The 23,272-nt window shown below is 44.6% G+C and carries 22 protein-coding genes and 2 pseudogenes; 11 read left to right on the top strand and 13 right to left on the bottom strand.

Annotated elements, in window-relative coordinates; all coding sequences use genetic code 11:
- Positions 1–388 precede the first annotated feature (388 nt).
- From B3182_RS00135 to B3182_RS00125, 3 genes are all read right to left on the bottom strand, one after another.
- Complete coding sequence (locus B3182_RS00135) at positions 389–682, bottom strand: hypothetical protein (RefSeq protein ID WP_292357020.1); 294 nt, start codon at positions 680–682, stop codon at positions 389–391.
- A 72-nt stretch (positions 683–754) separates the two neighbouring features.
- Positions 755–1,189, bottom strand: coding sequence for a DUF2383 domain-containing protein (locus B3182_RS00130; RefSeq protein ID WP_292751067.1), 435 nt, complete (start codon positions 1,187–1,189; stop codon positions 755–757).
- Between the two features lie 23 nt (positions 1,190–1,212).
- Positions 1,213–2,336, bottom strand: a protein-coding gene (locus B3182_RS00125) for an IS3 family transposase (RefSeq protein ID WP_292411838.1) whose coding sequence is annotated in 2 segments (ribosomal slippage) — positions 1,213–2,078 and positions 2,078–2,336 — 1,125 coding nt in all. Because the reading frame shifts where the segments join, the coding sequence is not laid out codon by codon here.
- A gap of 160 nt (positions 2,337–2,496) precedes the next feature.
- Between B3182_RS00125 and B3182_RS00120 the strand changes: the two genes are divergently transcribed.
- From B3182_RS00120 to B3182_RS00090, 7 genes are all read left to right on the top strand, one after another.
- On the top strand, positions 2,497–2,841 hold the full coding sequence (locus tag B3182_RS00120; protein ID WP_292411840.1) for a hypothetical protein: 345 nt from the start codon (positions 2,497–2,499) through the stop codon (positions 2,839–2,841).
- A gap of 64 nt (positions 2,842–2,905) precedes the next feature.
- Positions 2,906–4,204, top strand: coding sequence for a TolC family protein (locus tag B3182_RS00115; RefSeq protein ID WP_289245101.1), 1,299 nt, complete (start codon positions 2,906–2,908; stop codon positions 4,202–4,204).
- A 23-nt stretch (positions 4,205–4,227) separates the two neighbouring features.
- Positions 4,228–5,331: an efflux RND transporter periplasmic adaptor subunit gene (locus B3182_RS00110; protein ID WP_292411112.1), complete on the top strand. Its 1,104-nt coding sequence runs from the start codon at positions 4,228–4,230 to the stop codon at positions 5,329–5,331.
- Positions 5,332–5,345: 14 nt separating this feature from the next.
- Complete coding sequence (locus B3182_RS00105) at positions 5,346–8,459, top strand: efflux RND transporter permease subunit (RefSeq protein ID WP_292398338.1); 3,114 nt, start codon at positions 5,346–5,348, stop codon at positions 8,457–8,459.
- 73 nt (positions 8,460–8,532) lie between these two features.
- Entirely contained in the window at positions 8,533–9,423 is an 891-nt protein-coding gene (locus tag B3182_RS00100; RefSeq protein ID WP_292411111.1) for a cation diffusion facilitator family transporter, read from the top strand.
- Positions 9,424–9,458: 35 nt separating this feature from the next.
- Entirely contained in the window at positions 9,459–9,845 is a 387-nt protein-coding gene (locus B3182_RS00095; RefSeq protein WP_292411109.1) for a diacylglycerol kinase, read from the top strand.
- Positions 9,827–11,839, top strand: a complete 2,013-nt coding sequence (locus tag B3182_RS00090) for an LTA synthase family protein (RefSeq protein ID WP_292411108.1) — start codon at positions 9,827–9,829, stop codon at positions 11,837–11,839. The genes B3182_RS00095 and B3182_RS00090 overlap by 19 nt, the downstream gene beginning before the upstream one ends.
- Positions 11,840–12,154: 315 nt before the next feature.
- Here B3182_RS00090 and B3182_RS00085 read toward each other — a convergent pair whose 3' ends face one another.
- The 3 genes from B3182_RS00085 to tnpA all read right to left on the bottom strand — a co-directional run bounded on the left by B3182_RS00085 (position 12,155) and on the right by tnpA (position 14,601).
- Positions 12,155–12,436, bottom strand: coding sequence for a hypothetical protein (locus B3182_RS00085; protein ID WP_226069810.1), 282 nt, complete (start codon positions 12,434–12,436; stop codon positions 12,155–12,157).
- Between the two features lie 553 nt (positions 12,437–12,989).
- A complete protein-coding gene (locus B3182_RS00080; RefSeq protein WP_292411107.1) occupies positions 12,990–13,676 on the bottom strand; it encodes a hypothetical protein in 687 nt (228 codons plus the stop codon).
- Between the two features lie 508 nt (positions 13,677–14,184).
- Positions 14,185–14,601, bottom strand: a complete 417-nt coding sequence (tnpA, locus tag B3182_RS00075; protein WP_226069670.1) for an IS200/IS605 family transposase — start codon at positions 14,599–14,601, stop codon at positions 14,185–14,187.
- 21 nt (positions 14,602–14,622) lie between these two features.
- On the opposite strand from tnpA, the gene B3182_RS00070 reads away from it, so the two are divergent.
- The 3 genes and pseudogenes from B3182_RS00070 to B3182_RS00060 all read left to right on the top strand — a co-directional run.
- A complete protein-coding gene (locus B3182_RS00070) occupies positions 14,623–15,864 on the top strand; it encodes an RNA-guided endonuclease InsQ/TnpB family protein (protein WP_292411106.1) in 1,242 nt (413 codons plus the stop codon).
- Positions 15,865–16,024: 160 nt separating this feature from the next.
- The gene (locus tag B3182_RS00065; protein ID WP_226069738.1) at positions 16,025–16,354 is read left to right on the top strand and encodes a four-helix bundle copper-binding protein; all 330 of its coding nucleotides are present in this window, start codon (positions 16,025–16,027) and stop codon (positions 16,352–16,354) included.
- A gap of 195 nt (positions 16,355–16,549) precedes the next feature.
- A pseudogene (locus tag B3182_RS00060) lies at positions 16,550–17,670 on the top strand (IS3 family transposase); the annotation flags it as partial.
- Positions 17,671–17,687: 17 nt separating this feature from the next.
- Here B3182_RS00060 and B3182_RS00055 read toward each other — a convergent pair.
- Positions 17,688–18,703 (bottom strand): annotated as a pseudogene (locus B3182_RS00055) (transposase).
- 389 nt (positions 18,704–19,092) lie between these two features.
- Here B3182_RS00055 and B3182_RS00050 point away from each other — a divergent pair.
- Entirely contained in the window at positions 19,093–19,422 is a 330-nt protein-coding gene (locus tag B3182_RS00050; protein WP_226069731.1) for a four-helix bundle copper-binding protein, read from the top strand.
- A 182-nt stretch (positions 19,423–19,604) separates the two neighbouring features.
- Here B3182_RS00050 and B3182_RS00045 read toward each other — a convergent pair whose 3' ends face one another.
- The 6 genes from B3182_RS00045 to B3182_RS00020 form a co-directional block, all read right to left on the bottom strand.
- Positions 19,605–20,240 (bottom strand): peroxiredoxin, encoded by a 636-nt coding sequence (locus tag B3182_RS00045; RefSeq protein ID WP_292412653.1) that lies wholly within the window; start codon positions 20,238–20,240, stop codon positions 19,605–19,607.
- Between the two features lie 23 nt (positions 20,241–20,263).
- The gene (locus tag B3182_RS00040) at positions 20,264–20,731 is read right to left on the bottom strand and encodes a DUF411 domain-containing protein (RefSeq protein ID WP_292412655.1); all 468 of its coding nucleotides are present in this window, start codon (positions 20,729–20,731) and stop codon (positions 20,264–20,266) included.
- Positions 20,728–20,961 carry a hypothetical protein gene (locus B3182_RS00035; RefSeq protein WP_292412656.1) on the bottom strand — a complete coding sequence of 78 codons (234 nt, stop codon included), beginning with the start codon at positions 20,959–20,961 and terminating at the stop codon, positions 20,728–20,730. Before B3182_RS00035 ends, B3182_RS00040 begins: the two co-directional genes overlap by 4 nt.
- Before the next feature lie 147 nt (positions 20,962–21,108).
- Positions 21,109–21,408, bottom strand: coding sequence for a hypothetical protein (locus B3182_RS00030; protein WP_292412657.1), 300 nt, complete (start codon positions 21,406–21,408; stop codon positions 21,109–21,111).
- 137 nt (positions 21,409–21,545) lie between these two features.
- Positions 21,546–21,896: a copper-binding protein gene (locus B3182_RS00025; protein WP_292411101.1), complete on the bottom strand. Its 351-nt coding sequence runs from the start codon at positions 21,894–21,896 to the stop codon at positions 21,546–21,548.
- Positions 21,897–21,946: 50 nt separating this feature from the next.
- On the bottom strand, positions 21,947–23,272 hold a 1,326-nt coding region (locus tag B3182_RS00020; protein ID WP_292751064.1), incomplete at its 5' end, for an efflux RND transporter permease subunit.

Genomic DNA, 23,272 nt, shown 5'->3' with positions numbered 1-23,272 from the left:
ATAGTCTTTTCCATAGATGAAGCTAAAGCAGTTTTATAAGCGTCAATGGTTTTTATTTAAAAGCTTATTTTCTACCGAAATAGAAATTTTTCACGGCATATTCACCTGGAAAAAGCTACTTTAATCATGAATCATTAAACGAGCCGTTAATATGCGTAATAGTAAATCTGAGCCAAATTTGAAACACATCCTACAATCGAAACGGTTACCGTGCCGAGGTTGCACTGCTGACTGTAAAAACTATGCTTTTTGCGATAGTAAGCCATGGCGGCAGAATCAAGCCGGTGTCCAAATAGGATCCAAAATTCATTAATTTAAAAGAAAACCCAATAAACCTTTATGATTTATTGGGTTCTAGTTGGATAAGTCAGATTCCGGTGAAGCAATTTTAATATTGCTGCCCAACACCTTGTTCAGTTGCCTCATCTAAACCACTATCTTCTTCATCATAAGGAGGTGTTTCAGTTAAATCGCTATCATCTTTGTTGCGGTTGATTTCTTCAGCTGATTGAGGGTTTTCAATTTCCTCCACATCTTCATCACCATAAGGGTTCTCGCTCCACTGTGGGTCAGCATCCAGCTCAGAGTCCTGCCCCATTTGATTATCCTGTTCATCGGAACAACCGGATAATATGACCGACGAGAAAGCTAATGTCATGGTAAAAAATAGTGCTTTCCACATAGTATTTACTCCTTATCAATTAATCTGTGCCATAGAGCTAGGATTAGTTAACGAATTGAGGTTGTTGCGTAATCAAGAAATTTGTTCAAGGGTTGCATTAATCCATGCTCGGTGACGTCTTTCATCTGCCAAACCATTTTGTAAAATGAGTTTTATTGTTCCTGGGAAAGGCTCATCTACCATTTCTTCATAACTTTTATTAGTAACTTCTTCATTCATTTTCATTGCTTTAAGAATGGCCTTATCTCCACCCAGTTCAGCTATCACAACTTTGCCTTTAGTGAGTATCTGTTTTAGATCACCGCCATCAGCCGGATTTCCACCTTCCAGCCTTACTGATTCACTTAAAGCCGTAATGTGGTTTTGATGGTCTTCCATAAATGCGGCTAATTGTTGTTTAAACTGCATGTCATCAAGACGCTCAATCGCCGCTTTATAAGCAGCAATGGCATCGTAATCGAGTTCAATTAAATTATTGAGCTTTTTGATTAGATCTTCCGAGTTCATTTCAGTTGACCTGCCCCCAACATCTAGTCCAACTTCAGCTTAGTAATGCCCGTGGTTTTTGATTCAATTTGTCGGTTGGCTGCAGCAAACTCCAATGGCGTTTGATAGCCTAGTGAAGAATGTGGCCGGTTTTCATTGTAGTCAATTCGCCATTGATTGATCAGCTCTCTGGCATGAGCCAGATCACTAAACCAGTGTTCGTTCAAACATTCATCCCGAAACTTACCGTTGAAACTCTCGATATAGCCATTTTGCATGGGCTTTCCCGGCTGTATCAGTTTCAATTCAACACCATGTTGATACGCCCACTGATCCAGCACTTTGCCGGTAAACTCTGGCCCTTGATCAGTTCTTACTGCCACCGGATAACCTCTAAAGGCAGCAATAGTATCCAGTGTTCGTACGACCTGTTCACCGGATATACCATGACCTACCGGTATATCCAGGCATTCTTTGCTAAAGTCATCAACGATGGTAAGACATTTGATGCGCCGACCATGGGCGAGTGAATCCATCACAAAATCCATCGACCAGGTATGGTTGGGTCTGTCTGGCAGCAATAAAGGCTGACGCTCCACCATGAGACCTTTGCGTCGTTTTCGTTTACGTACCGCCAATCCAGCTTCTCGATACAAGCGATAAACTTTCTTGTGGTTCACATACAGTCCCTCTCGACGTAATAGCTGATGCACTCGCCGGTAACCAAACCGGCGTCGTTCAAAGGCAATCGCTTTAATACGCTGCACCAGATCAGTTTCTTGTGTTGACTGGCATTGGTATCGCATGGTGGCGCGGTTCAGACCGACCAGGGAACAGGCTCTACGCTCAGAAATAGCTGTTTGTGACAGCATAGAGCGCACCGCCTCCCGCTTATCCCTGACGGTCAGTACTTTCGGTTCAACGCCACCTTGAGGGCTTCATTGTCCAGCATAGATTCGGCGAGTAATTTTTTAAGCTGGGCGTTTTCTTGTTCAAGGCCTTTGAGACGACGAGCCTCAGAGACTTCCAGACCAGCGTATTTTTTACGCCAGGTGTAGAACGTCGCATCGGAAATAGCGTATTTACGACATAACTCCTTCACGGAAAGACCCGCTTCTGCCTCTTTCAAAACCTGAATAATTTGTTCTTCTGTAAATCGTTTTTTCATGCTCATCTTCCTTTTCAGTGATGAACATTACTAAGTTCTTTATGGATTAGAAAGTGGGGAGCAGGTCACCAGCAGAGAACTTTTAATTTTGCTAATCTTTTGGGAACTAAGTTAGTATCTTGTTAACTAAGACATCAGAATCCATTAATAAAATTAACGAATGTCAGTAAAATTATTTATCAACATGCTCATCTTTATGATTGTGATGCAATCAGGCATAGTTGCGGCTGACATTCATACATCTGATTCCAAGACACCACAAGAACATCAGCTTGTTCTTGATGATTCCAATGCAATTCAACAAGCGAACAATGCGTCTTCGCATGATGCACAAAGTACTGGCGATTGTGATTTTTGTATGCATTGTCAGTGTTCACATTTTATCGCCATCTTTAATATTGATGGAATTAATGTTGCTGCTATTCCAGACAATTATTTCAACCTCCACCCTAGATCGCCAAAACCTGACTTTACAGTCAGTATGTACCGCCCTCCGAGATCTTGAACTGCTGATGTTTTTGCGGACTTAACGTAAGTCCGTTGTTTGCAGTTAAACAGGATCTAATTTCATGAAAATACACTTTGATCGCACTACAAATGTGCGTGCGCCTGCTATCCGTGCATTGCTTTGTTCGATGCTGGTTGCCTTTTCTGTCTCGCCGGTATTAGCCGAGAACGTTCAACAAACGAAAACGTTGAGTTTAAACGAGGCCATGCAACAAACACTGGCGCAACATCCGGCATTACAGGTTTTTCCAATTCGTCAGCAACAACTTGAAGCCCAGAAAAAAACGGCCAATCTCAAACCGGCATATGTTGTTGGTGCTGAGATTGAAAATTTCGCTGGCACCAGGGAACTAAGCGGTATCAAGTCACTTGAAACCACGGTCACTCTCTCCTCTGTCGTTGAACTGGGGGATAAAAGACTGTCCCGTGTTGAACTAGTGGAACAACAAAGCGATGTTGTCCGTGTTGATCGCAAAATAAAAGCGCTGGACTTGCTAGGTCAGGTAACACGACAATTTATTGAAGTGCTCAATAGCCAAGAGCGTGTAAAGCTAGCCGAGACGGGGCTGGAACTGGCACAAACAACATTAACAGAAGTTAATAAACGTGTAGGTGCTGCCGTCGCGGCTGAAGCAGATTTGGGCCGCGCCGAAGCTTCTGTTAATCAGGCTGAACTGATATTGGCTGCCGAAAAACGTCAGCTGGAAGCCAACAAAGTGGTACTCGCTAATTTGTGGGGGAGTTATCAACCTAATTTTGAGACCGCCACAGGCTCATTGTTTGCCTTTAGCGAGGCCATGTCATTTGAAGCCTTATTTAATCAGGCCCAGCAAAATCCGCAACTGGAACGTTTCGCTGCAGAAACGCGGGTTCGTGATGCACAAGTACGTCTTGCCAGAACTCAGCAAGTTGCAGATCTGACCTGGTCAGTTGGGATCAGGCGAGATGAAGGACTGAATGATTCGGCGTTAGTTGCTGGTGTGTCAGTGCCTTTGTTCAGCCGCCAGCGAGCGCAAGGGGATATTGAATCAGCATTGGCCGCGCGTAATGAAGTCAGCTATCGCCGTCAAGATATGCTGTTGCAACTTCATGCTCAGCTTTATCGGGCCTATTCCGGGCGTGAACAAGCAATTGCAAGTATTTCCAAGTTGCAACAACAGATTATCCCCAAACTCACTAAAAGTCTGGAGCAAACGCAAACCGGTTATCAACGGGGACTCTACAGTTATCTGGAATTTCTTACCGTCAGACAAGACCTGCTAGGTGCCAGACGTAGTGTCATTGAGGCTGCAACGGCTGCATTGCTATATCAGACAGAAATCGAACAACTCACCGCCGAACCGCTAACAGCTGCAGAGTAAGCAATATGAATCAGGACAAAACTATGTTTAATAAATCACATTTCGTTTTTTTACCCATGAGCAGCCTACTATCAATAGCAGCGCTAATATTGCTCATCATGTCACCTGCCATTGCTGAAGATGGTCATGCGCATGAGGCTCCTCAATCAGATCAACAAGCACAAGCCCAGCTAGCAGAATCAAATCAGCAGCATGATCATGAGATAACACATGATAAAGATAACCATGATGAATCGATGCCAAAAGAGGATGAACATGATCATAGCGCTGAATCAAAACCCGAAGAAGAAGGGCATGCTCACGACGCTGAGGATGAAGGTAGTGAGCATGTAGAAATGGATGACGGTATGGCTCAAAAACACGGTGTGGTAACTGCAGAAGTTACAGCCGGACAAATATCGGTCACCTCCAAACTCTACGGTAGAGTGGTTTTATCACCTGATGAGATAAGTCAAGTCAGAGCACGTTTTCCGGGTCAAATCACCCGCGTTTATGTGAATTTTGGTGATTCTGTCAAAAAAGGTCAGCTATTAGCCAGTGTTGAGTCAAACAACAGCTTACAGAGTTATAACTTAACCGCGCCCATCTCAGGTGTCATTACAGCAAAAGATGCCAATACCGGCGAAGTCGCGGCAGATCAAAGTTTGTTTACGATCACGAATACCCAATCACTTTGGGCTGAACTCAAAGTCTTTCCAGGACAGGCCATGAATATAAAACCCGGTCAGAAAGTGCGTCTGTTACATAACAACACATTTTATGAATCGACGATAAAGCAACTGCTGCCAAGCAAAGATGATGCCCCTTATCGGATTGCCCGCGTTGCACTTGATAATCAGCAGCAAGTCTGGTTTCCGGGTTTGCTCGTTGAGGCTGAAGCCATTACCGAGCAAACAGAAGTCAAACTAAGAATTCCTAACAGTGCCATACAACAGTTTGAAGGCGCATCAGTCGCTTTTGTCAAAGTAGGTAATCAATATCAAGTCAGGCCATTACAACTGGGTCTTAATGATGGTCAATTCAGTGAGGTTATATCCGGACTCCGGCAGGGCGATGACATCGTCGCTGAAAATAGCTATCTGATTAAAGCTGATCTGGAAAAAGCCGGCGCAGCTCACGCTCACTGATTTAGGAAACAGACATGATTAATAATATTTTAAGTCTCTCAATCGAGAGACGTGGCCTGATGTTGTCAATGATATTTCTTATCATTGGCCTTGGGATCTGGAGCTTTCAGAAGCTGCCGATTGATGCGGTGCCTGATATCACCAACGTACAGGTGCAGATCAATACCAGAGCACCCGGGTATTCGCCGCTGGAATCTGAACAACGCATCACTTATCCCATCGAGAGAGCGATCGCCGGACTGCCGGATCTTGATTACACCCGATCCATCTCTCGCTATGGATTATCACAAGTCACCGTGATATTTGAAGAAGGCACCGATCTGTATTTTGCGCGTAATCTTATTAATAACCGTTTGGCAGTGATAAAAGGCTCACTGCCACAGGGTATTGAACCGGAGATGGGACCTATCGCGACCGGGCTGGGTGAAATTGTCATGTACACAATTACCGCAGAACCTGATGCCAGGCAACCTGATGGCAGTTCATATGATCCTACCGATTTACGAGTGCTTCAGGACTGGGTCATTCAACCCCGGCTGGAGCGGGTAAAAGGGGTCACAGAAGTCAATGTTAACGGTGGTTATCAAAAGCAATTTCATGTTCAGCCGGATCCGGCGAAATTGCTGAATTTTGGCGTGTCCCTCAGTGATCTGAAACAGGCGCTGATGCAAAACAATGATAATCGGGGCGCCGGTTATATTGAACGTTATGGGCAGCAGATTTTGGTTCGATCGCCAGGACAGCTTAAATCCATCGATGATATTGGTCAGGTGGTAGTGAAAAATATCGATGATCGGCCGGTGCTCGTCAAAGATGTGGCCGACGTTGTGATTGGTAAGCCGTTGCGCAGTGGTGCGGGAACACGTGATGGTAAAGAGACGGTTGTCGGCACAGTTATGATGTTGTTTGGAGAAAATTCACGTGAAGTTGCTGCGACTGTGACTCGTGAAATGGCGGAGATTCAATCGTCATTACCGGAGGGCGTCATACTGGAAGCGGTATACGATCGCACCACCTTGGTCGATAAAGCCGTTGCCACGGTTGAAAAAAATCTGCTTGAAGGTGCTTTGCTGGTTATCGTTGTGTTGTTTCTGTTGTTAGGCAATATCCGCGCGGCCTTAATCACGGCTGCAGTTATACCACTATCAATGATGGCAACGATTACTGGAATGGTACAGGCAGGTATTTCTGCCAATTTGATGAGTATGGGGGCACTTGATTTTGGCCTGATTGTCGATGGTGCGGTAATTATTGTTGAGAACTCTATCCGAAGATTATCTATGGCACAAAAACAAAACGGTGGAGTGTTGCCTGTTAAAGAACGCTTAAATGTCGTTTATGAGGCCACCAATGAAGTGATACGCCCAAGCTTATTTGGCGTCATGATTATCACGATTGTCTATATCCCATTATTCTCATTGACAGGGGTTGAAGGCAAGATGTTTGAGCCAATGGCTGCCACAGTAGTTATTGCATTACTATCTGCCATGGTCTTTACGCTGACTATCGTGCCGGCTGCCATCGCTATGTTTATGGGGGGGCGAATCACTGAAAAAGAAAGTTTTATCATCAGTGGTGCCAAATGGCTTTACCGGCCAGTGTTGCTGCTCAGCCTCAAATTGCGTTGGCTGCTGATGCTTTTGGCTGTTGTGTTGGTTGCTTTGTCTGTCAACATGGCCAGCAAAATGGGCTCGGAATTTATTCCGCAACTGAACGAAGGTGATATTGCCTTACATGCACTGCGAACGATCGGTACCAGCCTTGAGCAATCTATCAAAATGCAGGAACAGCTTGAACAGCGGCTCAAAACTTTCCCACAGGTAGATAAGGTGATTGCCAAAATCGGTACACCAGAAGTCGCGACTGATCCGATGCCGCCTAATGTGGCCGATACATTTCTTATACTTAAGCCTAGGAGTGAATGGCCGGATCCGGAATTACCTAAAAGCGAACTACTTGCAGAAATTGAAGCGGCGGTTACCCAATTACCAGGTAACAACTATGAGTTTACCCAACCGATTGAGATGCGCTTTAACGAGTTAATTTCAGGCGTTCGTGCGGATTTGGGTATTAAAGTTTTCGGCGATGATTTGGACTTGATTAAGCAAAATGCAGAGGCGGTTCTGGCTGTGATTCAGGAGATCCCCGGCGCTGCTGATGCCCGGCTGGAACAGGTCGATGATATGCCTATGCTGACCATTGAACCCAAACGTATGGCCATGTCACGTTATGGTCTTAATGTTGATGATTTGCAAAACATGTTATCAACCGCCGTTGGCGGTGGCGAAGTTGGCCTGATCTATGATGGCGATCGGCGCTTTGATCTGGTGGTGCGGTTGCCTGAAGAAATTAGACAAGACATACCCGCCTTGTCAAATCTGCCCGTGAGTTTACCTGGTGGTGATTACGTACCTTTGTCTGAAGTCGCAACCATCGAATTAACGGAGGCGCCGAGTCAGATTTCCAGAGAAAACGCCAAACGGCGTGTCGTGGTCACCAGCAATGTCAGAGGCCGGGATCTGGGCTCTTTTGTAGAAGAAGCTCAACAGCGTATTGCTGAGCAAGTGCAATTACCACCCGGTTATTGGATCGAATACGGTGGAACCTATGAACAACTGCAATCAGCCAGTCAACGACTGTCGATTGTGGTACCGGTTACGTTGGTTATCATTATGGGCCTGCTGATTACCTTGTTTGGTTCATTTCGTGATGCAGCGATTATCTTCACTGGTGTGCCATTGGCATTAACTGGTGGGGTGCTGGCGCTCTGGCTGCGAGATATGCCGCTATCTATTTCCGCAGGGGTTGGTTTTATTGCACTCTCGGGTGTTGCGGTGTTAAACGGTCTCGTCATGTTGTCATTCATCAGGGATTACTGGCACCGGCACGGCGATCTGCACAAAGCAATCGTTGATGGTGCAATGACTCGGTTACGGCCAGTATTGATGACGGCTCTGGTAGCAAGTCTCGGTTTTGTGCCGATGGCACTCAATACCGGTACCGGGGCTGAGGTGCAAAGGCCACTGGCAACGGTCGTCATTGGCGGAATTATTTCGTCAACCTTGCTAACACTGGTGGTGTTGCCGGCACTTTACCGGATAGTGCACGGCCGTGGAAAATCAAGATAAAACATGGCGGCCTGTATTGGCCGCCAACCTTTCCTGAGTTTATCAATAAACAAAAACATAAAGGTATATCTCTATGCATACACATCATCAAGAGGATGGTGCTTCTGATAAAAGGATTGCAACGGCTTTTTTTCTAAATGTTAGTTTTACCATCATTGAATTCATCGGTGGCTGGCTAACCAACAGCACAGCAATTATGGCTGATGCTGTTCACGATCTTGGTGACAGTCTGTCTATCGGCAGTGCCTGGTTTTTGAACCGCGCAGGCAATAAATCTGCTAATTCTGTGTTCACCTATGGTTATCGACGCTTGTCTCTTTTTGGTGCTCTGATAAACGGCTTGGTATTAATCGCTGGCTCAATATGGGTGTTGAGTGAAGCAATACCACGTTTGGCCGATCCAGTAATGCCGGTTACCGAAGGTATGCTGGCATTGGCCGTATTGGGGTTTACTGTTAATGGGTTTGCGGCTTATCGGCTGAGTAAAGGGACGTCTCTTAATGAAAAAATACTCAACTGGCATTTATTAGAAGATGTATTAGGTTGGCTGGCTGTGTTGATCATTTCCATCATTCTGCAGTTTGCCGACTGGCCGATTTTAGATCCGCTTTTATCCATTGGTTTTACGCTATTCATCTTGTTTAATGTTGTTCGTAATTTGTGGGTGACCGGTAAATTGTTTTTTCAGGCAGTGCCCGATAAAGCGCTGCATGATGAGATCAAAAAAACTCTTGTCAGCATTGAGGGTGTCAATGAGGTACATCATTTACATCTTTGGTCACTTGATGGTGAACACCATGTCCTCACTGCACACCTGACACTTAATAACGATAATGTCTCTTCTGAAAATTACCTGGCTATGAAACAAACGATTGCCGAGTCTTTATCTCAATATGATCTAGATCACACCACGATAGAGCTTGAGCTGAATCAGGAGCATTGCAGAGATTTTAGTGACCATTAAACAGCATCTCAATAACATTTTACGCAAATAAAAAAATGACAATTATTAATATCCAACCTAAAAAGTTCACTGGTTTCAAACGTATGCTTTGGGCCACTTTTTATTCATACAAAGGGTTGCATTCTGCACTGCGTCACGAAGTTGCTTTTCGTCAGGAATTTATTGCCTTTGTCTTATTATTGCCAGTTGTGTTCTGGATAGACTTTACCGCTATTGAGCGGTTTATATTAATTGCCAGCATGATCGCTGTAATGGTCGTCGAGTTGATCAACTCAGCAATTGAATCGACGCTGGATAGAGTCAGTTTGGAGCATCACTTATTAACCGGTCGGGCCAAAGATTATGGATCACTGGCTGTCTTACTTACCCTTATTATTTCAATCACAGCATGGACATTATTGCTATGGCACAGATTTTTTTGAATTCAAACGAAAAAGATATATTCACAAAATCACCCTCACTGCTCGGACCTTACCGCATTTTATTTCAGGTTCTGCTTATTGGGCTTCTTATTCTCTCGCTATCAAGATTAGGGCTTGTTGTATGGCAGTGGGATCGGGTATCGGCAGCAATTGATCTGCCATCACTATTCATTCAGGGGCTCAGAGCTGATCTCATTATTATGGGTATGCTTATTGCGCCACTGATGTTGTTGATGCCGCTACTGGTCAATAAATTAACCTGGCAATTATGGCAAAAGTTGGTGTGGTTCTGGAGTTTAATGATCATTGTTTTGATCATTTTTATGGAGTCTGCCACACCGACATTTATTGTTCAGTATGACTTGCGTCCGAACAGACTCTTTGTCGAATACTTACAATATCCAAAAGAAGTTTTCTCAACCTTGTGGGAAGGTTTTCGTCTGCCACTTATTCTCGGGGTTGTTTTCACTATATTAGCCGGCTTGTTCACGAATCGGCTGTTACAGCATTGGTTAAAACAATATCATTTGGACTGGCCGGTTTGGCGTGTTTGGCTGACTTGGCCTCTTATGGTTCTCATCCTAGTAGTCATGATCCGGTCTACTTTATCGCATCGTCCAGCCAATCCGGCAATGTTTGCAATCACTTCGGATGCTATGGTCAATAGCCTAGTCATTAACTCAACCTGGTCAGTGTATTTTGCTATTTACAACATGAAGCATGAAGCAGAAGCCGGAGAAGTCTATGGTACGCTTACTGATGAACAAATTATGCAGGAAATGAGCGAGAATTATCCTTGGCTTGATAATGATCCAAATGCACCCTTTCCAACTATCAATAAGCGCCCCGCGACAGTTGAAAGAGATATACCACTTAACCTGGTTATCATTCTTGAAGAAAGCCTGGGTGCCACCTTCGTCGAATCTCTTGGTGGAGAGTATTCTGTAACACCAGAATTGGAAAAACTGAAAAATAAGGGCTGGTGGTTTGAACAACTTTATGCAACCGGTACGCGTTCAGTAAGAGGAATTGAAGCCACGATAACGGGTTTTTTGCCCTCGCCCGCAAGAAGCGTAGTAAAACTTTCTTTATCACAACAGAATTTTTTCACTATTGCAGATTTATTGGGTCAACGTGGCTACAAAACTGAATTTATTTATGGCGGGCAATCTCACTTCGATAACATGGCTAACTTCTTTATTGGAAATGGCTTTCAATCTATCATTGACCAAAATGATTACGTTGATCCACTCTTCGTAGGCAGTTGGGGGGTCTCAGATGAAGATCTATTCAATATGGCGCATAAACGGATCGTTCAAGCGAACCTGAGTAACCAACCGTACTTTAGTTTAGTTTTCACCTCCAGCAACCATTCGCCATACGAATTCCCTGATGGAAAGATCGATCTGCATTCGGCCGAGAAACAAACTGATTTGAATGCTGTTAAATATGCAGATTATGCTTTGGGACAATTCTTTAACACAGCTATGAAAAGCGATTACTGGGAGAATACCCTCTTTTTGGTGATTGCTGATCATGATTTGAATGTTTATGGAAATGCACTTGTGCCGATAGAACGTTTTCAAATCCCGGGTCTCATTTTAGGGGCTGATATAAAACCAAAACGTATCAAGACGGTGGCGAGCCAGATTGATATGGCGCCTACTTTACTATCACTGATGGGCATCAGCGCTGAGACACCAATGATAGGCAGAGATTTGAGCCGTCCAGCCGAGCAGCAGTCACCCGGCAGGGCAATGATGCAATTTGCCGATTATTTTGCCCTGTTGCAAGGTGAGAAGGTGACCATTTTACGCCCTCAAAAGAAAGCTCTGGCTGGGCAGTATGTTCTCAAAAAGCGTCAACTAGAGCTCAAAGGTCCGGCAAATAGAGAGGATGCTAACGAAGCATTAGCACATGTATTACTACCTTCTTGGCTATACCGTCAGCAACGTTACGATATGCCTGTTGGGCATCCATCAAACAAAAATTAGCATTTCTCATCCTATTATGCAGTTATTGATTGGCCGCATTAAAGATAAGGATTTCTATGTTATTAATGTTTTTATATTGATCATGATATTGAGTATTTACTTATTATTGATCTTTTTTTGCACGATTTAAATTAGTTCTATGTTTGGGTAATTTATTCTCATCCACACATGAAGTTTGGAAATTTAAAACCATGACTAGATTAATTTATTACGTAGAATCAAATCTCGTTTGGTTTGTCATTATTGTGGCTTGGATTGGTATTACCTGAGGCGGGTAAATATTTCCAACCACTAATTGGGCTATTACTTGCTGCATTAATGTTTATTATCAGCCGACTTTTGATGCCCATGCCGTGCGATTAGTGCTTCGTAAACCTTCAAGGCAATTTTTAGCGCTGATTCTAGTCTACGGCCCAATGTCGCTTGCCGGACTACTGACCGGCCGATTTTTTTTTTTGCAGGGGTTCGTTGGCTATGGGTCAAACTTTGCTTGGCACCCACAGATGTATCATCTCCGTTGTTAGTGTTGATGGCGCGAGGCAATGTTGCCCTGGCTGACGTTTTTAATGCCGTAAATACTGCTTTATCCCCTTTCATTGTTCCTCTGCTTTTTTTATAGCTGACGGGCATTCAACTGGAAGTATCACTTGACACCATTATTTTCGAATTAGTGTTGGTTGTTCTCGTTTCCACCATTTTGGGAGTGAGTTTGCGAACAAAGTTTTCAGCATTTTTTTCACGTCGTGATTCGGCTTATGCAGGAATTGGCACATTTCTTTATCTTCTGATATTGCTCACTATATTAAGCCCAAATGCAGAAACTATTATTGGCTGTGGTTGGTAAGCTTTTGTTATTGCTGCTGCAGCTTTATGTCTGAATCTGATTGGTTATCTGGTAGGAATGACCACCTCACGTCTGATAACCACAGGTCGAAAATAGGCATTGCTCTCAAATTCCTATAACGACCAGTAACGCATCATTGCTTAATTCGTATAGTTACGGTGTTAGAAACTAATTTTTCATTTGACTTCCATTTAAGTCATGTCTCCGTATCGGTACTACCAAAAGAATAGGCAGCTTCAAACGCTGATAGACTTAATTTGTCGAGGATAAGAATCAGCGAGATGTCTTTCATGACTATTATTTATTTCAGCCTGTAGTCGCTGCTTTCTTGGATGCATTGTGCTGACGTTTTTTATACGATTGTCGTTTGGCCTGAGCCTTATTTAAATCACTGTCTTTTTTCTTATCAGATGCTATGTAAGCTTGTTGCCCAAGTGCTCTGATTGCATCAGCAATTTTAAAGATACGAACTTGCCATGCATGAGACCTATCTTCTGAATGAGCAAGCGGAACTTCCCCGGCCATCCAAAGCGTTTTAAGTTTCATTGTCAGATTATCCAGCTGACGGATCAGGTTCATAAATGCCATGCCTTCTGGGCACGTGATTTTGATTAGCAAATAAACACTATTATCTGTGACGGCAGCATTCTTGATTCCAATGCTGTCCAGAATGTGATCTGCTTGTTCCATATCCCGATTCATTTCAGTAGACAGATGCTTAATACTTTCAGTAATTTTTTTTACATTTTCATCAGAAAGCTCACGTAATCCGAATTTACGTGTGAGCAACGTTGCTGCTGTCATCTGCGTTTGGATATGATCGAAGGTCCGGCGAAATAATCGTTTTGCCTGTGCTGACTGGAGCTTTACGGTCATCTCCATGTAAAACTCGCTTTTGACCTCTTCTTCAGTCAGAAACTGTTTTACCTTTTCCATTTCTGCTTGCTGACGGCTTTCTCTTTTGGAGTCAACTGTTTCCAACTCTTCAGCCATGACGCTCTCCTTTTTGTTGATTAATTTTATGCTCAGGGTGGCATTTAAAATGAGTAAGCCTGGTTAGTCCATGAATAACCGGATATTGGTCAATGCCGGTTACTAGAATGATAGGCGTTTTAACTCACACAGGTTTAAGAGGATGTTTATTGACCTTAAACAATAAATTGTTGCTACCAATATAAAAAGGCAATGACTTTCTTCTTTGTGTTTAGGTGATGTTATGCAATTTATTGTGAAGTTCGGCCATGCTCGGGGTCAAGCGTAGGTCTTATTAATCTATTAGTTGTCGATAAAGACTATTTTAAGGCGGATTGGGGAAACAAGAATTCAAATGAACTATACAAACTGATTAAGACACTCTACGAAATATCTCGTTTCTACTTCTCTTTGTAATGATTACAAACATAATTAATGCCATCATGAATATTTTACCGGATTGCGCGAAAAGCCCCGTCGTTCAGGGCGGGGATGAATAGCGCGGACGGCAGCGCCGTCCTTTGAATACTTAATGAGGTGTTTGCTGTTGCTCGATGTATTGCCGAATGATTTCAATCGGCGCACCGCCGCAGCTTCCAGCGAAATAGCTTGGCGACCACAAGGCCCCGCCCCACAGTTTCTTCTTAATGCTTGGGTAGTTCTTTTTTCGGATAAGAAGACTGGATACGCCTTTCAGGCTATTAACCAGTTTCGATATTGCCACCTTAGGCGGGTAGTTCACCAACAGGTGAACGTGATCGTCCTCTCCATCGAATTCCACCAACTCCGCTTCAAAGTCGGCGCATACATTGGAGAAGATTTCTTGAAGGTCGTCCAGAATGGCTTTTGTGAATACACCACGGCGGTATTTAGTCACAAAGACCAGATGAACGTGCATCTTAAAAACACAGTGTCTACCGTGCCTAATGTCATTGTCATTGCCCATAGACCAGAGTATGATTGAATCATGCAACGACTTCAAGTTTTCAAATACGAATTAATGCCGGACGGCGAACAACAGCGCAATATGCGCCGTTTCGCCGGGTCGTGCCGTTTTGTATTCAATAAGGCATTGGCGTTGCAACAAGCGCACTACGCAGAAAGCAAAAAGAAGTTGTCTTATGCCGATTTGTGCAAACAACTGACCGAGTGGCGCAAGAGTAGCGAAACGCAATGGCTATCTGAAACCCATTCCCAACCCTTGCAACAAACGCTTAAAGACCTGGAGCGAGCCTATAAAAACTTCTTCGAGAAACGCGCAGACTTTCCTCGCTTCAAGAAGAAAGGCCAGTCGGATAACTTTCGCTATCCGCAAGGTTGCAAGCTCGACCAAGGCAACAGCCGGATTTTTCTGCCAAAACTAGGCTGGGTTCGCTACCGCAACAGCCGGGAAGTGTTGGGTATTGTGAAAAACGTCACCGTATCCGGCAAACAAGGCAAGTGGTATGTGTCGATTCAAACCGAGCGCGAAGTCGAAGCGCCTATCCACCCGTCGACCGCCATTGTCGGCATCGATATGGGCATTGCCCGTTTTGCCACACTGAGCGACGGCAGCTATTTCGCCCCGCTCAATAGTTTCAAACGCCAAGAAAAAGCCTTGGTGAATGCTCAGCGAGCCATGAGCCGAAAAAAGAAGTTCAGCAACAACTGGAAAAAGGCAAAAGCCAAAGTCCAGAAAATCCATGCCCATATCGGCAATGCCCGACGCGACTACCTGCACAAAGCCACGACCACGGTCAGCCAAAACCACGCGATGGTGTGTATCGAGGACTTGCAGGTTCGGAATATGTCCAAGTCAGCATCAGGCACTACCGAGACACCGGGCAGAAACGTCAAGGCCAAATCCGGCCTGAATAAAGCCATCCTAGATCAAGGCTGGTATGAGTTCCGCCGCCAGTTAGACTACAAACTCGCTTGGAATGGCGGACAACTCGTTGCCGTACCACCCCAAAACACCAGCCGGAAGTGTCCGTGCTGCGGCCATGTCGCCAAAGAGAACCGACGCACACAAGCCCGGTTCCGGTGTGTTGCGTGCGGCTTCGAGGAAAACGCCGATGTAGTTGGTGCGATCAACATTCTCAGGGCGGGACACGCCCGTTGCGCCTGTGAAGTGAGCGACGCAGTAATGTCGCCAGCAGCAGGAACCCACCGAAGCAACTCATTGCGGCGCGATGCCGGGATGAGCGCCGTAGGAATCTCCGGCCTTTAGGCCGGGGAGGATGTCAAACCCACATTATAAATAATCTGATTGTGACAGCTTGGTAAAAGGGAAATGCAGCGACTCATTGGCTAATTTATATTGGTATATTGCTTGCTAAATGCCCTTAACATGCAATTAAGCATGTTTCATCAATTAAAGAGAGGTCACTATGTCTCATGAAAAATATCAATCTTGTATCGAAGCTTGTTATCGCTGCGCTGCGCAATGCGATCATTGTGCAGTGGCTTGTTTAGAAGAAAGTAATGTTTCCAAAATGGCAGATTGCGTACGTATGGATTTAGACTGTGCGGATATGTGTCGTTTTGCAGCGGCTGCGATGGCTCGTGGCAGTGATTATGCAGCTCAAATATGTAATTTATGTGCCGAAATTTGTGAGAAATGTGCTGAAATTTGTGCTCAGTATGAGCACCAGCACTGTAAAGACTGTGCTAACGAGTGCAGAAAATGCGCTGAAGAATGCAGAAAAATGGCTGCATAAGAAGTCTGACATACGCCTCTAATGAGGCGTATGTCTTTTTGATGCTAATCTACTTTGTAGATTAAAACTATTAGAAGGAAATCTTAGCAAAAGAACTCCCTAATATTACGAACAACTTGAATATTCGTCATCCGGGTTCTACCCTGATTTTGCGGACACTTCAAAGAAGCCTGATAATGGGCAAAAGGAGTGTTTATGTCAAAGAGAAGAAAATACAGTCCCGAGTTCAAACATGGTGCTGTTGAACAAACCCGGCAGCCCGGTGTTAGCTGTGCTCAGATTGCTCAAGAACTGGGCCTTGCCCCAAATCTGCTAACAAGGTGGCGACGTGAAGCAGATCAGAATGGCCCACAGGCCTTTACTGGCACGGGTAGCCCTCGCGATGAAGAAGTCGCCCGCCTGAAACGTGAACTGGCGCGGGTGAAGAAGGAGCGGGATTTTTTACGCGAAGCGGCGACGTTCTTTGCCAGGGAGTCGTCCTGAAATATCAGGCGATCCAACGTTGTCGCGTCGAGTTTCCCGTGCGCTTAATGTGTCGTTGTCTGGAAGTTTCCGCTAGTGGTTATTACGGCTGGGAATCACGTTTACCGAGCGAACGAAAGATTGATAACAATCGATTGCTGAAGCGCATTCGTGAACTTCACGCAGATAGTGGCGGTATTTTGGGTGCACCGCGCATGCATGAAGATCTGACGATTGAAGGTGAAACAGCCAGCAAAAACCGGATAGCACGTTTAATGTCGGTTGCCGGACTGCAAGGGTGGCCGAGAAAGAAGAAGCGTGGACAGAAGAAACCGCCCTTATTAACGCCACCTGGGGTAAGTATTTTATTGGAGCGGGACTTCATGGCCCTGGAACCAGAGACCAAGTGGGTCACCGACATCACAGAGTTCAAAACAGGTGAAGGCAAGCTGTATTTGTGCGTTGTTCTCGATTTGTTCAGCAAACTCGTCATTGGCTGGTCAATGCATCATCGACAAGATCGACAAATGGTATTACGCGCTGTCGAAATGGCCGTGTGGCAGCGTCAGGGAAGTGAGCCTGTGATTTTACATTCTGATCGAGGCAGTCAATTCAGAAGCGGCGATTACCAGCATTGCTTAGTAAAATACATTGATGAGCTTGATGAGTGCGGTCGGTCATTGAGGCGATAATGCGGCCTGAGAAGGCTTTTTTGTTGTACTCAAAGAGAAGGGACAAACCGAATGCGTTACCCAACCTTGGACTCTGCCAAAGCGGATTTATTTGACTATATTGAGCGATTCCATATTCCTCGGATGAGACGACAAGTTGCTAAGTACGATATGAAGTTATCAACTGGACATACCCCGGATCAGTGGACACTCAAGGCCAATTGTTTTTGGTATTCCCAGGGTGACTTCATTTTTAACCCTTTGTGCGGATGAGAGGCGTTGTAGTCAGCAAACCATGCAGGCAATTGCATCATAACCGTTATCGCATCTGGCAACTGGTCTCGGCTTGCGAAACGATATTCCATGGTTTCCACGAGCAAATCTTGCACAATGACAGCTGTAATACCGCCTGTTGTAACGACATAACGCATGGCCTCCCGGTCACAACAGTCCAGGAAAGCTACACCTACTATGTCTTTGTTCCAGCACTTTATTTCGAATCCATCACTACACCAGCGCATATTCGATTTGAGCGTGACTATTTTCACTGCATGGCATCGTTCATCTGGACGACCAATATAACAATGCCACAACAAGTGATGCTCCTTCATCAGGCTATAAACCCTTTTCGGGTTGACCCGTTTTGGCAATAAGCGATTCAGTCTTGCAGTAATACGGCGATAGCCGTTACTACCTCGTTCACTACAGAGTTGACTTATGACTGGCAATAAACACATGTTCTCAGTCTTGTTATATCTCGCTGTTCGACCAGTGTGTTTGACGTCTCGACGCGCGATCAAATTGGAACGCAATACACCGAGGGCTGCAACAATGTGCGTCATTCGTTAATGTCCGGTTTCAATAAGGGCATGTGCAAGAGCCACTTTTTTTCCTTGGCAAGCTCCATGGCCTCTTTGAGGATTTCTGCTGCCATCGTTTTTCGACCTAGCAATCGCTCAAGCTCCCGAACTTTGTGCTGCAGCGCTTTGACTTCGTTTGCGATGATCACTGGCTGCCCTGAATGTATCGCTGAGGCGGCACCTTCTTTCATTAGTTTTTTCCATCTGAATAATAAGCTTTGTGAGAGCCCATTACGACGGGCGATCAATGACACTGTCATGCCGGGCTGCTCAGTTTCAGCAACCAATGCCAGCTTTTCCTGAAGTGAATAACGTCGTCGCCGTTCAACGCCAGCAATAACTTTGATGCTTTCCATACTGGACACAACTTTGCACTAGGTCTAGATATAGTGCTTAATTTTTCAAAAAGTATCCGGTTTAAATTAGTGCTACTTCAGATGCTAACAATTCTTCATGGGCTAAGTTGTTTATTATGTGCTTTCGAGTAGTTCTAATCTGAACGAAATGGGAAACTAAGAACTTAGATTTTGTTATTCAAATCCCGTAATTTCAAACTAACTCAGTAATGTGTATAAATTCAGGCCCTGCATGAACTTTTTACACACATCACCAAAAGATTTAGTGTTCAGTCAGGCTTGATGATGAGGACTTTAGCTTTTTATGGGCTTGTTTCACTTTGGTATATTGTTTGCTGATATGTACCAACATGCAATTCTGCATGGTTTATAAATAAAGAGAGGTCACTATGTCTCATGAAAAATATCAATCTTGTATAGATGCCTGTTACCGTTGCGCTACGGCTTGCGATCATTGTGCAGTATCATGTCTAGAAGAAAGTAATGTTTCCAAGATGGCAGATTGCATACGTATGGACTTAGACTGTGCTGATGTCTGTCGTTTTGCAGCAGCTGCGATGGCTCGTGGCAGTGATTTTGCAGCTCAGATTTGTAACCTTTGCGCCGAGATTTGTGAAAAATGTGCTGAAATTTGTGATCAGTATGAACACCAGCATTGTAAAGACTGTGCTAATGAGTGCAGAAGATGTGCTGAAGAATGCAGAAAAATGGCTGCATAATTAGTAAGTATGACAAACGCCTCATAATGAGGCGTTTGTCTTTTTTGATGCTATTCTCGTTTTAGTTTTAATCTCATCGAAGGAAATCAAAGCAAAACACTGCAGAAGAATTATTAGTTTTCCAACAACTTTAAATTGAATATAAGCCATTCTTTTCCGTACTTAAAAGCTTGCGCCCCACCTTAACGATTAGGCTGCTTGACTATACGAAGATATGGCTTAAGCGTCTTCCAGCCTTCAGGAAAGTGTTCTTTTGCCTCATCGTCTGATAAAGAAGGAACTATGATTACATCATCACCATTGCACCAGTTTGCTGGGGTAGCAACCTTATAGCCATCAGTTAATTGGATCGAGTCGAGCACCCGTAAAATTTCATTGAAGTTTCTGCCTGCACTTTTCGGATAAGTCAGCATCATCCTAACTTTTTTGCTCGGATCAATCAGAAATACAGAACGCACTGCCGAACTATCATCTTCTCCGGGATGTAACATATCGTAAAGCCGAGAGATTTGTTTATCTTCATCTCCAATAATCGGAAAGTTGACCGCGCAACCTTGGGTCTCCTCAATATCGCTGACCCAGGCTTTATGATCTTCTACCGAATCAACTGAAATAGCGATTACTTTACATTGCCGCTTGTCAAAATCTTCCTTCAGCTTGGCTGTCTCACCTAGTTCCGTGGTGCAAACTGGTGTGAAATCAGCTGGGTGGGAGAATAAGATGGCCCATCCGTCACCAATCCACTCATGAAAGTTAATATGGCCTTCAGTAGTATCTGCTTCGAAATCAGGGGCAGTATCGCCTAGATGTAGATTCATAATAATAGTCTCCTTGAGTTAAATTATAAAGTGGCGTAGACCGATGCTTCACCATTCATGATCGTATAAATCTCAAATGGTTCCTGCTTCTGCCCTGTCATACCGGGTGATCCTGACGGCATTCCCGGCAGGGATACACCACGGATCTCCGGCTGTTCATGTAAAAGCTTCTCAATTACGGTTACCGGCACATGACCTTCAACAGCATAGCCATCGACCAGCAGGGTATGACAACCTTGCAGATTTAGAGGTATAGCCTGTTCACGCTTAAATTGCTCTAAATCAGGACTTTCCACAACAGTCACATTAAAGTCATGTTGGCGTAGATAAGCCGCGTAGTCATCGCAACACTGGCAACCCGGATTTTTATATAAAGTTGCTTCAGCGGCTTCTGTAGCTCTCGTTGATTGCAATCCAGCGACTGTCAACAGTAGCAGACCCACAATAACTGGCATATATTGCCATTTGCTATATTTGTGATTACTCATCATAAATCTCTTTTTTTAGATTTGCTTAAAAACAGGAACTTTATTAGCGACAGGATCGCCAGGATCAAGGCAATAAACAGCAGCGCCAGAAATGCCATACATACCAGCATAAAGCCACCGTCCATCATGCCGAATTCCTCCATCATGCCGGGGTAAGTTTGCTCAACCGCCAATACAGTGTTTGAAAACAATGTCAGTAGTACCAATAAAAAAGAAAGCCTAAGTTTTTTCATGATTAATCTCCAAATATCAATAAACGTGTATTTGAGCTGCTAGGCGGCACGCGTGAGAAAGCCTTAGCAGCAACGGGAATAAATAATAAAGATCCAAAAACTTAAAGGATTCAAATATCATCCCTCTCGCATGTAAGATTACGGCACTTACTCAACCGCTCGGCGTGCTCTATAAGGTGTTTTTCCTGGTGGGCCACGCCGAATACTCTTGGCTTTGGCTTCAGGTTTCGACGGTTGGTCCACTTCAGTTTTGTGTTCCATGTAACGGCGGGGACCTTTCCCGAGTGGACCATACGGATGCTTATGTTTTGCCTCGACAGGTTGAGTAATTACTTTGTCAGAATTTGTCGATGAGCTGCGTGAAGTGTCAGCATTGACAATACTGTAAGACATCGTCAATAAAATAGCTAAGAACATTCCAGCCCAATATTTAAACTGTGTTTTCATGGTTATTTACCTCGAGTTAATGGGTGCAAGACCCAGTTTTCCTATTCTTTTAGACAATTATTTTTAATCGCTCATTCCGTAGTGTGTGCATTAATTAATGCAGAGCTGATTTTTTAATCAGCCCTGCATATTGTCAGTTACTTGACTTCAGTGATGACATAACCTTGTTCTACTTTCATAAACTCGAAATCAACAGTTTCTCCCACCTTAAGCTTAGTGAGTAAAGCCTCATCTTTAACTGAGAATCCCATGGTCATGGCCGGCCAGCTGAGGCTTTCAACCGGTTCATGAGCCAAAGTTACTTTTTTTGAGCTGGCATCGACTTTAGTAACGGTGCCTTTAGCGGAATGGGTGATCTGTTGATCCGATGTCTCCGCTTTTGGAGCCATGTTCTCCATATCCTCATGATTCATGTTCTGCTCCGCTAATATCGACGTTGCCGAAAAGGACAGAATGATCGTCAAAGAACTTACTAATAATTTTTTCATTTTAATTTTCTCCAGTGCGTTAAAAAATAAAAAACCTCGGTCAAAGCACGTTAAATGACCCGGCGTGATTCATCACTCGTTATTTCCTTGTGATTGAATTGGTTGTTTTTCGTCTGCCGCTGTGCACGCGTTTTATGAATCAGTAGATAAATCACCGGAATCACCAACATCGACAGCAGTGGTGCCGTCACCATGCCACCCACCATTGGCGCAGCAATGCGCTGCATCACCTCACTACCAGTGCCGCTGCCAAACATAATTGGTAGCAGGCCAGCAAGGATAACGGTCGCGGTCATGGCCTTGGGTCTAACCCTGAGCACGGCGCCTTCACCGATGGCATCAAGCAGATCAGCTTCCGTTCCTTTTTGTTCATCCAACCGTTTTTGCCAAGCTTGCTTTAGATAGAGCAGCATGATTACGCCAAACTCGGCGGCTACCCCGGCTAAAGCGATAAAGCCGACCACACTCGCCACCGACAAGTTGTGTCCCAGCAGATATAGCAGCCAGATGCCGCCAACTAAAGAAAATGGCAAAGTCACCATTAGCAGCAATGCTTCGCCAAAATTCTTAAACGTGAGGTAGAACAAAACAAAGATGATAAGCAAAGTGAAAGGCACCACCAGCTTGAGCTTGGCAGTGGCGCGCTCAAGATACTCAAATTGCCCGGACCAGGTAATTGAATAGCCGGTCGGCAAATCAATGTGCTCGGCGACGGTTTGCTGCATCTCCGCTACTGCAGATCCCAAATCCCGATCCCGAATATCGACATACACAAACCCCGCTAATCGCGAGTTCTCACTTCTTACCATGGGTGGACCATCACTGACACTAATATTCGCGACGTCTGACAGTAATAGTTGCTGACCGCGAATAGTCACGATAGGCAATGTTCGTAGTGAGGCCAGTGAATCGCGGATCTCCCGGGGATAGCGAACGTTAATCGGAAAACGCTCAAGGCCTTCCACCGTTTCGCCAATTTTAATGCCGCCCACAGCCGAACTGATAATCAACTGCACATCATTAATATTAAGGCCATAACGCGCCGCGGCATCACGTTTAATATCAACATCGACGTAACGACCACCGGTGAGGCGCTCAGCAAAAACACTGGTGACCCCAGGTACATCTTTGAGGACTTTTTCAATGTCGCCAGCAATGCCATCAATAACGTTTAAGTCTTCCCCCAAAACTTTTACGCCCACAGGACTCTTGATACCGGTAGCCAGCATATCAAGTCTGTTACGAATCGGTGGTACCCAGATATTGGTCAGGCCAGGCACCTTCACTGTCCGATCTAATTCGGCGATCAATTTTTCTTTGGTCATACCCGGCCGCCACTCTTCACGGGGTTTGAACTGAATGGTAGTTTCAAACAT

The organism is Methylophaga sp. UBA4204 (assembly GCF_002379485.1).
In the GTDB taxonomy this organism is placed as follows: domain Bacteria; phylum Pseudomonadota; class Gammaproteobacteria; order Nitrosococcales; family Methylophagaceae; genus Methylophaga.
This window is presented reverse-complemented; position numbering and strand designations above follow the sequence as displayed.